Below are 11452 nucleotides of genomic sequence, written 5' to 3'. Positions count from 1 at the left end.
TTCCTTCGTTCCCGTTTCCGGGCCCTCCGGGCGCTTCCTTCGTTTCCGACTCTATCAGATCTTTCCGACCCGATTTCCTCGGTGCTTTCCGGTCCGTTTCGCTTTCACTCCGGGCCCTTCCGGCGTTTCCGACTCTATCAGACCCTTTCGGCGCCCGATTCCCAGTCAGAGGGGGTTGCCTTTCCGGCTTTCGGGCCGTTCCGACGAGTGAGACATTAGCGGATTCCTTCCCTCCGATGCGAATCGGAGGGCGTCCGGAGTCCGGACGCGAATTCCTCATTCCGCAAGAGCGCACAGAAAGGCAGCAGGACGGCACGAAGAACCGTGGCCGTCAGGCTCAGTGGTTCTTGCGGAGTGGCTGTCCGGGGCCGACCGGGGCCGGTGCTCACGTCGGACAACTCGGAGGACACTACGGACCTGTAAATCGCATGTCAACTTCGCTCTGGGGGCATTCCGGGAGGGGCCGCGTGGCTCGGCACGTCGACGGTCGCGTCTGCCGGCGGCCCGTCAGCCCGGGGTCTCCCAGGTCTTCAGGGCGGCCGCCACCTGGCGGGCGTCGGCGTCGCCGGTCAGGACGCGGTCGACGAGGGTGATGGCGTCCTGGCTGGTGACGTCGACCGGGTGGCCGGAGGCGTGGAGGTAGGCGGCTGCCACGGCCACGGCGAACAGTTCGTTCGAGTGCTCCAGGGCGGGGACGCGGACGAGCTGGTGGAGGAGGGCCGCGGCGCGGTGGTGCGGGAGGTCGTAGACCGGCGTGTCCATGATGCGGAAGGCGTGGCGGGCGCGCGCCGCTTCGAGCGAGCCCCAGTCGGTGATCTCCGGGTCGCTGGGGATGACCTTCTGGGCGATGCCGAGGAGCCAGGCCAGATCGACGTGCACGGTCACGTGCCGGTCCCTCGGGTCAGGCGGCGGGGCTGCCGTAGCGGGCGGCGAAGGCGTCGCCGTGCTGGTGGACGAAGGAGCGGGCGCCCTCGATGAAGCGGGTGTGGGTGAGATCGGCGTGCAGGACGTCGCCGGCGTAGTCCTCGGCGGCGACGTGCCTCGCGGCGGCGGCCTGCTGCAGCGCCTCGTAGGCCTCGTCGCTGATCTCGATGCGGATTTCCCGTGCCATGGGCACCACGGTAGCGGTCCGGGACCTGACAAGGCAGCCCCGGCGGGAGATCCCCGTCCGCTTCCGGATGCCCGGCGCTCCCGTCAGGGCCTGACCGCCGCGTACGCTCCGAGCCATCCGGCCGCCAGCCGGTCGCCGCGGGTGAAGACGGCCGCGCCGCACCGGCCCGCCGACGGGTCGGCCGGGTCGGCGGCCGGCAGGGGCAGCACGGTCTCCTCGCCGTCGGCGGGGTGGCGCGTGGTCGTGGCGCCGTTCCACAGGTGGACGTCCGCGCCGGGCGGGGCCCAGACCCGGACCGTGTCGTCCTCGACGGCGAGGCGGGTGCCGGTGGCCCGTTCGGCGAGCAGCGCCCGGTAGCGGTCCGGGGGCAGCGCGCAGTCGCCGGGGGGCGTGGTGCCGGGCCAGTCGGGCGCGTCGACGCCCCGGTCGCGGGCGGCGCGCCACATCCGGGGCACGAGACCGGGCGCCAGGGGGGCCGTGGCCATGCGCTCGCAGATCCAAAGCAGGCGTCCGGAGCCCCGCCCGGGGCCCAGGGCGCGCCAGCGGATCCGCAGCGCGAGGTCGCCGGCGACGACGGCCGTCCAGGGGTGGACGGTGCCGAGGGGTCCCTGCGCGCCGAGCCACGAGAGGTAGCGCTGGGCCTCTTCCAGGATGCCGGTCATCGAGTCCACCGGGATGCCGAGGACGTACGCGGGACGGCCGCGGAAGAGGTGGGGGCGGGTCGCCGCCAGCAGCAGGACCGCGCGGGCGAGGTCGCCGGGCCGCGGCCGCTGCTCCTCGTCCTCGGCCTGGTGGCCCCGGCCCGGGTCCCGCGCCGGGCCCAGGCCCCAGGGGTCGTCGGTGTCGGCGCCGGTGCCGGCGGAGCCGGTCCCGTGTGCGGCGCCCCTCCCGGTGCCGCGACCGGCCTCCTCATCGGCCTCGCGCAGGACGCGGCGCAGCGCCGTGCGCGCCCGGTCGGTGAACGGCGCCTGTTCCAGGACGGGGAGCCGGGTGCTCAGCAGGTGCGTGAGCACGTGCTCGGCGGTGAGCGGGTCCTCGGGCACCGGGGTGTGCCGCAGCGCCGTCGAGATGTCGTCGGCGAGGGTGGCGTCGACCATGAAGCGGCTGGTCAGCCGGCCCAGGGGGCTCGGCTCCAACCGGTCGTCGCCGTCGGCGGCGGCGCGCAGGCAGCCCACGTCGGCGAGGAACCGCGCCGCGTCGAGGAGGGGTTCGGTGCTGTCGTGTCCCTGGTGCGCGGCGAAGGTCCCGGCCCACCAGCGTTCCGCCTCCTCGACGCTCGCCACCCGTTCCTGGACGGCCTCGGCGAGGAGGTGGTCGGCCACGTGCTCGTCCAGGCGCGACCGTACGGTGTACCCGCCGACCAGCCGGGCCTGCCAGTGCGCCCGTTCGGAGGGGTCGGTGAGCAGGAAGGCCCAGCCCTCGCGCTCTCCGGCGCCGATGCGTCCGGCGCGTCCGAACATCTGCTGGACCATGGACACCTCGACGCGGTCGAGGCCGAGGGTGGTGTCGCGGACGATCACCGCGCGGGCGGGGAGGTTGACGCCGGCGGCCACCGTGGAGGTGGCGACCAGGACGTCGGCCTCGCGGGCGCGGAAGGCCTGTTCGGCCTCCCGCTTGTACGGCCAGTCGCGGTAGTGGAGCCGTACCCCGGCCTTGGTGCAGAGCCGCTCGACGGCCTCGGCGTCGTCGGCGTCCGCCCCGGCGGTGGGCACGCCCCGGTCGGCGGCCAGCGCGAGCGCCGTGGTCCGCACCCCGCGCTTGCTGCCGCAGAAGACGAGGACGCTGCCGCCGTCCGCGGTGACCTGCCGGGCGATCCGTACGGCGGCCTCGGTGCGGACGGCGGCGCGTCCCGCCCGGTCCGTCTCGTCGACCGGCGGCAGGAGGGGCAGCTGCCAGGTGAGCCGGGTGGGCCGCCAGGTGGTGCGGACCAGCCGGGCGCCCAGCCACCGGGCGACCTCGTCCGCGTTGGCGACGGTCGCGGACAGGCCGACGATGCGGGTCGCCGTGGCGTCCTCGCGCACGCGGGTGAGCAGCGCCTCCAGTACGGCTCCGCGGGTCGGATCGCCGAGCAGGTGGATCTCGTCGACGACCAGGCAGCCGACCTCCGCGAGGGCGTCGCGCAGCGAGCCGGCGCGGCAGATCGCCTCGAACTTCTCGGTGGTGGCCACCCAGACGTCGGCGGAGCGGATCAGCTCCGCGTCCACCGCCGACTCGCCGGTCAGCCGGACCACGCGCAGGCCGTGGCTCCGCCACCGCTGGAGGTCGCGGTCGAGCTCGTCGGTGAGCGAGCGCTGCGGCACCAGCCAGGCCGCCTTGCGTCCGCGGGCGTGGGCCTCCAGCGCGGCGACCATGCCGATCGGGGTCTTGCCCGCGCCCGTCCGCGCGACGACGACCAGGTGCCCGGTGTCCCCCAGCACGGCGGGGACGGCGGCGGCCTGCACCGGGTTGAACGACGGGTGCGGCAGCAGCGCGGCCCACTCGGGCGGCACCAGTCCGCCGACGGGAACGTAGGCGCCGGGACCGCGGCCACCCGCGCCGGCGTCGAGACCCGCGCCGACGTCCGCGCCCGTGCCCGCGTCCGGCAGTTCCTCCAGCGCGTCCCACTGGGCAGCGAAGGCGTCCCGGGCGGCCGCCGCCCAGGGCCCGGCGGCGGGTGCCGCGCCGTCCGGTCCGGCCGCGACCAGCTCCGTACGGCCTCCGGTGTCGGTGACCGTGCCGACCTGTCCGGCCTCCTCCCAGTAGCGGCCGGCGCGGTACGGGACGTCCCGCTCCTCCAGCCAGGCCCGCAGCGGCGCGTACACCGGGCCCTCGGGGAGGATCACCCGGACGTCCTCGGCCACCGCGAGCGCGGCCTCGGCCGGACGCCACGCGGGATCGGCGGCCTTGCACCACAGCAGGGCGCGCCGCTCGGTGCCGTCGGGGACGGGCAGGTCCTCCGGCCAGGCCGGGCCGCGGCCCTCGCGTGCGCCGGGGCGCGGCTGCGCCGGCAGCCTCACGGTCACGCTCACGGCCGGCGCGGCGCCCCGCGGGCGGGCCCCGCGCGGTCCCGGTCTCGCGGCGGGCCGCCCGGGCCCGCGGGTCTCGGCGCCGGTCAGCTCGTCGTAGCGCTTGGCCCCGAGGTCCGCGAGGGTGAGGGCGGCGTGGCAGGCGGGGCAGACGAGCGCCGTGTACCGGTAGGTGCGGCCCTGGGACTCGTACGGTCTGCGCAGGGCGTGGAGTTCGCCGGCGCACGCGGGGCAGCGGCGCGCGACCGTGCCCTCGTGGCTCCAGCCGGGCTCCGCGAACCGCGCCGGGAGGTCTCCTCCCAGCGTGACGTCCCACCGCTCCCGTGCCAGGTCGGCGACGGATCCCTGCTCGACGGCCTCGTCACTGCGCATGACGTGACTGTCGCATCTCAAGATCACCGCCCGCAGGCGATTCGCTCCCTTCCCCGGCAGGGGGAGGGTCACGCGGGAGGGCGGTTCCGCGGGAGGGGCTACGGGCTCAGGACTCCTCGGCCGTGGCCCCGCCGGGTTCCCGGGCGGCGCGCCGCCTGCGGTACACCACCGCGCCGCACGTCCCGAGGACGAGGGCGGCGACCGCCGCCGCCCCGAGGACCGGCCGGTCGGCGAACAGCCTGCCGAGCACTTCGAGCGCGCCGAGGCCGACGGTCGCGTAGAGCAGCGCCCAGGCGGCTCCCCCCACGAGGAGGGCCGGGAGATAGCGCGACAGGGGCATCCGCATGCTGCCCGCGAGGAAGTTGGCGGCGGTCTGGAAGCCGACGGTCAGGAAGGAGACGGCCACCACGGGAGCGCCCCACCGCTGGATCGCCCGCTCCGCGCGCTGGAACCTGGCCGAGGAGATCCGCCCGGCGAACCGGCTGCGGCGGGCGCCGGCGCCCGCGAGCCAGCCGACGGCGAAGGTGCCTCCGGCACGGAGCAGCACGATGACGTAGAGGGCGCCCGCGGTGAGCGCGACCTTATCCACGGCGCCTCGCCCCGGGTGGCGGGGCGGCCACCGCGTCCCGCGTCGTCCGCTCCGCGCGTCCCGCCTCCACGGGGCAGCGGCGGACACAAGCCCGGTCTCCGTCTCTCACCTGCGGCCCGCCTCCGCCGTTCCGTCCCTGCGTCTCCGCCGTGGCGGCACCACGGTCCGGGTCCGGGTCCGGATCCGGCCCGGTCCCGCCCGGCAGGGCCAGGTTAACCCGAACGCTCTTGCGCCTGGTACGGGGCGCCTGGCGGGCGGAGGAGGGCTCCGGCCGGGTACGGCCCCGGGTTTCCGGGGCAAGACGGCCCGGGTTCCTCCGGAAACCTCCTCCGTGGGGGCGGCTGCGGCGCCGCGCGGGCTGACGCCCCGGGAGCACGCGGTCCTGGACCTGGGGGCCCGGGCCTCGGCGACGGAGCGCTCGCCCGCCGGCTGACGGCGAGCCCGGAGACCGTGCGGAACCGCGTCTCCGCCGAGCTGTACGCCGCCGGCCGCGCGGAAGGCGACCGTCCGGGCCCGTGAGGCGGGCCTGGGCGGGGGCGGCGGATGCGGCGGGGTCGTTCGCCCAGTTCAAGGGGTGGTTCGCTCCGGTGGGGCGGGGGGCTCGATAGACATACCTTCGCGAAGGTTTTAAACTGGGGAGGCTCTTCATGGACGCGGTACAGAGGGGGAATTCCGGTGGTACTCGCCGAGAGGGAAGGCCAGCTGGAGCAGCTGCGCGCGCTGTACCGGGAGGCGCTCCGCGGACGCGGGCGGGCCGGTGTGGTGAGCGGGCCCGTGGGCAGCGGGAAGACCGAGCTGCTCCACGCCTTCGCCCGGGAGCCCGGAGGCGAGGCGCCACTGCACCTCTTAGCCTCGGCCACCCGCTCGGAGCGCGGGGTGCCGCTGGGCGTGGTCCGGCAGCTGCTGCCGGCCGTGGGCCGCGACGACGACGCCCACGAGACGGCGCTGAAGCTCCTCGCCCTCATCGAGCGGAGCGACAGGCCCGTCCTCATCAGCGTCGACGACGCGCACCTCGCCGACGCCCCCTCGCTGACGTGCCTGGCCGCCCTGACGCGCCGGATCGGGGGCAGTCGCGCGCTCGTCCTGCTCGGCTACGTGCCGCCCGCCGTCGAAGGGGATCCCCTCCTGGCCGCGGACCTCCCGCCCGAACCGCTCCTCACCCGCGTCCCGGTCGGACTGCTCTCCGGGACGGGCGTCGCCGCCGCCCTGGACGGCGCGGCCCACGACCCCTCCGCCGTCCACGCCCTGACCGGCGGCAACCCGCGCCTCGTCCGGGCGCTGCGCGAACTTCCGGACGGACCGTCGGATCCCGGCGGACTCGCCCGGACGCCGGCGTTCGGCCGGGCCCTCGTCTCCGTCCTGCACAGGTGCGAGCCGGCCACCCTCCGGGCCGCCCGCGCCCTCGCCGTACTGGGAGCCCCCGCACGGCCCGTGGCCCTCTCCAGGCTCACCGGCCTGGACACCCAGACCTGCGCGCGGGCGCTGCGCTCCCTGGAGGAGACGGGGCTGCTGGTGAACGGCCGGTTCGCCCACGAGGCGCTGCCGGCCGCCGTCCTGGGCGCCATGCCGGCGGACGAACTCAGCGCGCTGTACGCCACGGCGGCCCCCCTGCTGTACGCCGACGGGGCCCCGCCGCGCGTGGTGGCGCGCTCCCTGCTCGCCGGGAACACGGTGACGGAGCCGTGGGCGATCCCCCTCCTGCACGAGGCCGCCGAACAGGCGCTCACGGCCGGCGAACCGGAGGAGGCCGTGCGGTGCCTCACCCTCGCGCGCGAACTCGCCACCGACGACGGCCAGCGGCACGCGAGCACGGTGCTGCTCATCCAGGCCGAGTGGCAGGCCGACCCGGCCGCCGCCGGGCGGCACCTGACGTCCCTGGTCGAAGCGGCGGGCAGCCATGCGCTCAGCGCCCGGCACACCCTCGCCGTGGTCGACCAGCTGCTCTGGTTCGGCCGCGTCGAGGAGGCCATCGGCGCGCTCGGCCGGCTCACGGAGATGCACGACCTGCTGACCCCGGCGGAGCGCAAGCGCCTGTACGCGGCGGAGGTGTGGCTCTCCTGCCTCTACCCCGCCGCCGAGGGGCACGCCGGGCCGTCGGCGGGGGGCGCGCGGGGCGGACTCGGGCCCGAACCCGCCCTGGAGTCGGCGAGGATGCTGAGCGGACTCGTCTCGCAGGAGGAGGCCGCCCTGCGGCTCGCCGACGCGGAGCGGGCGCTCCAGCGGCAGCACCTCGACGAGCGCACGGTCTTCCTGTGCGCCAACGCCCTGCTGACGCTGACGTACCGGGACCGCCTCCAGGACGCGCAGCGGTGGTGCGAGCGGCTCATGTCCCGCGCCGCCACCCCGGGCACGCGCACCTGGCACGCGCTGTTCACCGCCCTCGCGGCCGAGATCTGCTTCCGGCGGGGCGACCTGGCAGGGGCCGTCGGACACGCCCGGGCCGCCCTGGACCTCATCCCCCTGCGGTCCTGGGGGATCCGCGTCGCCGTCCCGCTGGGCATCCTGGTCCAGGCTCAGGTCGCCCTGGGGGACATCGAGGCGGCCGACGCCTCGCTCCACCTGCCCGTCTCGGACGCGATGTTCCAGAGCCCGATCGGCCTGTACTACCTCCAGGCGCGCGGGTGCTACCTCACCGCGATCGGCCGGTACGCGGAGGCGCTCGAGGAGTTCCGGACGATCGGCGAACTGCTGGAGCAGTGGCACATCGAGCCGGCGCCGTTCATGACGTGGCGCATCGACATGGCCAGGGTCCACCTGGCCATGGGACGTCCGGCGAAGGCGCGGGAACTGGCCGACGAGGAGATGGAACGCACTCCGCTGGAGGACGCGCGCACCCGGGCCAGGTGCCTGCGCGTCCTGGCCGCCGGCGCCGACATCGGCAAGCAGGCCGGCATCTACGAGCACGCGGTGGAACTGCTGCGGAACTGCGACGCCCCGCTCGAACTCGCCTACGCCCTGGCCGAGTTCGCCGACGCCCTGGAGCGCGTGGACGAGCAGCCGCGGGCGGCCGAGCTGCGTGACCGCGCCCGTCGGCTCGCCCAGGACTGCGGTGTCGCCGAGCCCTACGCCGAAAGGAGCTTCGGAGGTCCCGCCACGGGCCCGCGGGAGCCGGGGGCGTCCGCCGGCGGGGGGCACGCGATGCCAGCCCTCAGCGAGGCCGAGCACCGGGTCGCGGCCCTGGCCTCGGCCGGGTACAGCAACCGGCAGATCGCCAAGAAGCTGTTCGTCACCGTCAGCACGGTGGAGCAGCACCTGACCCGGGTGTACCGGAAGCTCGGGGTGGCGCGCCGGAGTCAGCTGGCCGGAGCGTATCCCTCGGCGTCCGCCGTCCGCTGAGGCGCGGGTGCCGCGGGCACGTACGCGGCCGTGACCAGCAGCCCCCCGTGAGCGCGCCAGGTCCCCTCGACACCGGTCGCCCGGCGGCCGGCCGGCCCGGGGCCGAGGGCGGGGAAGCGCGCCCGGAAGGTTCCGCCGGGGTCCAGGCGCACCCGGGCCCCGGTGGGGTCGAGCCGCCGCCGGGCGAGCGGGTACCAGACCTTGAACACCGACTCCTTGGCGCTCCACAGGAGCCGGTCCGCGTGGACTCCCGGCCGCGCTCGGGCGAACGCCGCGAGGCCGGCCCGCTCGGCGGGGAGCGAGACGGCCTCCAGGACGCCCCCGGGCAGGGGCTCGTCCGGTTCGGCGTCTATCCCCAGCCCGGCCCACACGGCGGATCGCGCCACGGCGGCGGCCCGGTAGCCGGAGCAGTGGGTCATGGAGCCCACGACCCCGGCGGGCCACACCGGGGCGCCCCCGTCCGCCGGCACCAGCGGGGAGGGCGGGAGGCCCAGCCGGCCGAGGGCGGTGCGGGCGCAGTGCCGTACCGCGGTGAACTCCCGCACGCGGCCCGGTACCGAGTCCTCGACGCACCGGGCCTCGGCCGGGAAGAGCCCCGCCCGCTCGCCCTCCTCGCCGAACGCCTCCGCGGACTCGACCGCCGGCGGCAGGATCGGGGCGATCACGCCCGGGCCCCCCGGACGTCCGCCGCGAACCGCACGGTGTGCGGCGCGGCCGGTCCCCCGGGACGCCGGCGCCATTCCCGCGGATATCCCAGCGAGACCTCCTGGAAGGGCACCCCGTCGTACCAGGTGGTGCGCGGCACGTGCAGATGCCCGTACACGACGGCGGCGACGCGGTGGCGGCGGTGCCAGTCGACGGTCCGGCGGGTGCCGCACCACTGGGCGAACTCCGGGTGGCGCAGGATGTCGGTGGGGTCGGGCACCAGCGGGAAGTGGTTGACGAGCACCAGGGGGAGGCCAGGGTCGGCCGCTTCCAGCCGCGCCTCGGTCACCGCCACCCGCGCGGCGCACCAGTCCTCCCGCGTCGGATGGGGATCGGGGTGCAGCAGGAACTCGTCCGTGCACACCACTCCGGCCTCGTGGGCCCGCTTCATCGCCGCTTCCCGGGACAGCCCCGCCGGGCGGCGGAAGGAGTAGTCGTAGAGCACGAACAGGGGGGCGACGGCCAGCGGGCCCCCCTCGCCGTGCCACACGGGCCAGGGGTCCTCCGGGGTATGCACGCCCAGGGCCCGGCACATCTCCACCAGGGCCAGGTACTTGGCCTCCCCCCGCGCCCGGCAGGGGTCGTCGGGGATCGTCCACAGCTCGTGGTTTCCGGGCGCCCAGATCACCTCGGCGAACCGGTCGCGCAGCAGGCGCAGCGCCCACTCGATGTCGGTGAACCGCTCCCCCACGTCGCCGGCGACCAGCAGCCAGTCGTCGGGGTGTTCCGGGCGCAGGTCCCGCACCACGCTCCGGTTCTCCTCGTGCGTGACGTGCAGGTCGCTGATCGCGCGCAGGCCCGCGGCTCCGCTCGTCCGCCCGCTCATGCCGCGTCGGACCCGGCAGGGTCGAGGAGGGCCCCGAGGCGCAGGGCGGTGGTGATCGCCGCCGCCACGGCCGCCGGCTGCCCGTCGAGGTAGAAGTGCCCGCCCGGAAAGACGTGGTGGGCGGTCGGCCCCGTGGTGTGCCGGGCCCACTCCGCGAGGGTCGCCGCGGGCCGGGTCTCCGGATCGTCGGCGCCGGTGAACAGGGTGAGGGGGGAGGCGAGCCGGTCCGGCCCGCCGGCGTCGGGCCGGTAGGCGTACGTCTCGATCGCCCGGTAGTCGGCGCGGAGGGTCGGCAGCGCCAGGGCGACCAGCTCGGGGTCCTCGAAGACCCGGTGGTCGGTGCCGCTGAGGGAGCGGACCACGGAGAGCAGGCCCTGGTCGTCGAGCAGGTGGTGCCGCTCGCTCCGGGGGACGGAGGGCGCCCGGCGGGCCGACACGATCAGCTGCCGCGGGCCGCTCCGGCCGGACGCGGCGAAGCGGCGGGCCACCTCGAAGGCGAGGACGGCGCCCATGCTGTGGCCGAAGAAGGCGTAGGGGCGGCGGCCGGACGGGCCCAGGGCCGCGCCGAGCACCTCGGCCAGGGAGTCGGCCAGTTCGTGGATCGTGCCGATCTGGTCCTCGCCGCGCCGGTCCTGACGGCCGGGGTACTGGAGCGCCAGCACCTGGACGGCGGGAGCGAGCTTCCGCGACAGCCGCAGGGCGGAGCTCGCGCCGCCGCCGGCGTGGGGGAAGAACACGAGGGGCAGTGCGTCCGGGGCGGCGCTGTGGAACCTGCGGATCCACAGCTCGTCGATGGCACCGGCGTGGGCGGTCATGGTCGTACCTCGCAGTCGGGTTCGTGAAGGGAAGCGCGGCTCGCCGTCGGCCAGTCGTCCACCCGCGGCCGCGCCGCGCGGGGGCCGGTGACCGCCACCGCCGCCGTGTACCCGGGTGGTGCGGCGACTTCCCAGCCGGTCGCGAGGGAGGCGGGTTCCCCGGCGAACCACAGGGTCTCCGGGCCTCCCCCGACGGCGGGAGGGGTGCCCGTCACCCCGGACAGCTCGCCCAGGCGGCGGCCGTGGACCTTGAGGAACGCCTCCTTGCGGGTCCAGAGCCGGAAGAACTCGCGGGCCCGGTCACCGGGGTGACCGAGGCGGAGCCGGCGCGCCTCGGCGGGCTGGAAGAACCGGCCGGCGACGGCGCGGAACTCCAGGTCCTCGCGGACCCGCTCGATGTCCACGCCGATCCGGCCGCCTCCGCGCAGGATCCCGAGGAGGGCCCAGGAGCCGCTGTGCGAGAGGCTGAAGTCGACGGGTCCGGCGCCGGAGGCCGCCGGCCGCGAAGCGGCGGAGAGGAAGGGGCGCCCCTCGGGCCCTTCGCCGAAACCCAGGTCGTCCGGCGGCAGACCGCAGACACGGCCGAGGAGCGTCCTCTTGGCACCGTGCGCCACCGTGAAGCGGCGCCGGTCCGTCTCGGACGCGAAGAGCGCCACCCGCTGCCGCTCCCGGACGTCCAGCAGGGCTGACATC

At 76.0% G+C, this 11452-nt stretch carries 9 protein-coding genes; 1 reads left to right on the top strand and 8 read right to left on the bottom strand.

The genetic code is table 11. The annotated features are described in order from the left end of the window. Positions 1 to 507: 507 nt before the first annotated feature. From ACF1ED_RS36910 to ACF1ED_RS36895, 4 genes are all read right to left on the bottom strand, one after another. Positions 508 to 885: a fic family toxin-antitoxin system, toxin component gene (locus ACF1ED_RS36910; RefSeq protein ID WP_391767744.1), complete on the bottom strand. Its 378-nt coding sequence runs from the start codon at positions 883 to 885 to the stop codon at positions 508 to 510. A gap of 16 nt (positions 886 to 901) precedes the next feature. Then, positions 902 to 1111 carry a hypothetical protein gene (locus ACF1ED_RS36905; protein ID WP_391767743.1) on the bottom strand — a complete coding sequence of 70 codons (210 nt, stop codon included), beginning with the start codon at positions 1109 to 1111 and terminating at the stop codon, positions 902 to 904. An 83-nt stretch (positions 1112 to 1194) separates the two neighbouring features. Beyond that, positions 1195 to 4488: a DEAD/DEAH box helicase gene (locus ACF1ED_RS36900; protein ID WP_391767742.1), complete on the bottom strand. Its 3294-nt coding sequence runs from the start codon at positions 4486 to 4488 to the stop codon at positions 1195 to 1197. A 106-nt stretch (positions 4489 to 4594) separates the two neighbouring features. Next, positions 4595 to 5077: a DedA family protein gene (locus ACF1ED_RS36895; RefSeq protein WP_391767741.1), complete on the bottom strand. Its 483-nt coding sequence runs from the start codon at positions 5075 to 5077 to the stop codon at positions 4595 to 4597. A gap of 675 nt (positions 5078 to 5752) precedes the next feature. Between ACF1ED_RS36895 and ACF1ED_RS36890 the strand changes: the two genes are divergently transcribed. Beyond that, entirely contained in the window at positions 5753 to 8413 is a 2661-nt protein-coding gene (locus ACF1ED_RS36890; protein ID WP_391767740.1) for an AAA family ATPase, read from the top strand. Here the strand turns inward: ACF1ED_RS36890 and ACF1ED_RS36885 are convergent. The 4 genes from ACF1ED_RS36885 to ACF1ED_RS36870 are packed head-to-tail and all read right to left on the bottom strand — an operon-like array spanning position 8371 to position 11451. Beyond that, the gene (locus ACF1ED_RS36885; RefSeq protein WP_391767739.1) at positions 8371 to 9078 is read right to left on the bottom strand and encodes a 4'-phosphopantetheinyl transferase; all 708 of its coding nucleotides are present in this window, start codon (positions 9076 to 9078) and stop codon (positions 8371 to 8373) included. The genes ACF1ED_RS36890 and ACF1ED_RS36885 overlap by 43 nt on opposite strands. Further along, positions 9075 to 9944, bottom strand: a complete 870-nt coding sequence (locus ACF1ED_RS36880) for a metallophosphoesterase family protein (RefSeq protein WP_391767738.1) — start codon at positions 9942 to 9944, stop codon at positions 9075 to 9077. Before ACF1ED_RS36880 ends, ACF1ED_RS36885 begins: the two co-directional genes overlap by 4 nt. After that, a complete protein-coding gene (locus ACF1ED_RS36875) occupies positions 9941 to 10759 on the bottom strand; it encodes a thioesterase II family protein (RefSeq protein ID WP_391767737.1) in 819 nt (272 codons plus the stop codon). Before ACF1ED_RS36875 ends, ACF1ED_RS36880 begins: the two co-directional genes overlap by 4 nt. Then, positions 10756 to 11451 carry a 4'-phosphopantetheinyl transferase family protein gene (locus tag ACF1ED_RS36870; RefSeq protein ID WP_391767736.1) on the bottom strand — a complete coding sequence of 232 codons (696 nt, stop codon included), beginning with the start codon at positions 11449 to 11451 and terminating at the stop codon, positions 10756 to 10758. Before ACF1ED_RS36870 ends, ACF1ED_RS36875 begins: the two co-directional genes overlap by 4 nt. Between the last annotated feature and the right edge of the window lies 1 nt (position 11452).

This window comes from Streptomyces sp. NPDC014656 (assembly GCF_043084305.1).
GTDB lineage: Bacteria > Actinomycetota > Actinomycetes > Streptomycetales > Streptomycetaceae > Streptomyces.
Note: the sequence above shows the minus strand (reverse complement) of the source record. Positions and strands in the feature narration are given on the sequence as shown.

What these genes read in the sequence shown, in the direction of transcription:
- ACF1ED_RS36905 (WP_391767743.1), bottom strand. Translation starts at nt 1,111, where the DNA reads ATGGCACGGGAAATCCGCATCGAGATCAGCGACGAGGCCTACGAGGCG.
- ACF1ED_RS36900 (WP_391767742.1), bottom strand. Translation starts at nt 4,488, where the DNA reads ATGCGCAGTGACGAGGCCGTCGAGCAGGGATCCGTCGCCGACCTGGCA.
- ACF1ED_RS36880 (WP_391767738.1), bottom strand. Translation starts at nt 9,944, where the DNA reads ATGAGCGGGCGGACGAGCGGAGCCGCGGGCCTGCGCGCGATCAGCGAC.
- ACF1ED_RS36875 (WP_391767737.1), bottom strand. Translation starts at nt 10,759, where the DNA reads ATGACCGCCCACGCCGGTGCCATCGACGAGCTGTGGATCCGCAGGTTC.
- ACF1ED_RS36870 (WP_391767736.1), bottom strand. Translation starts at nt 11,451, where the DNA reads ATGTCAGCCCTGCTGGACGTCCGGGAGCGGCAGCGGGTGGCGCTCTTC.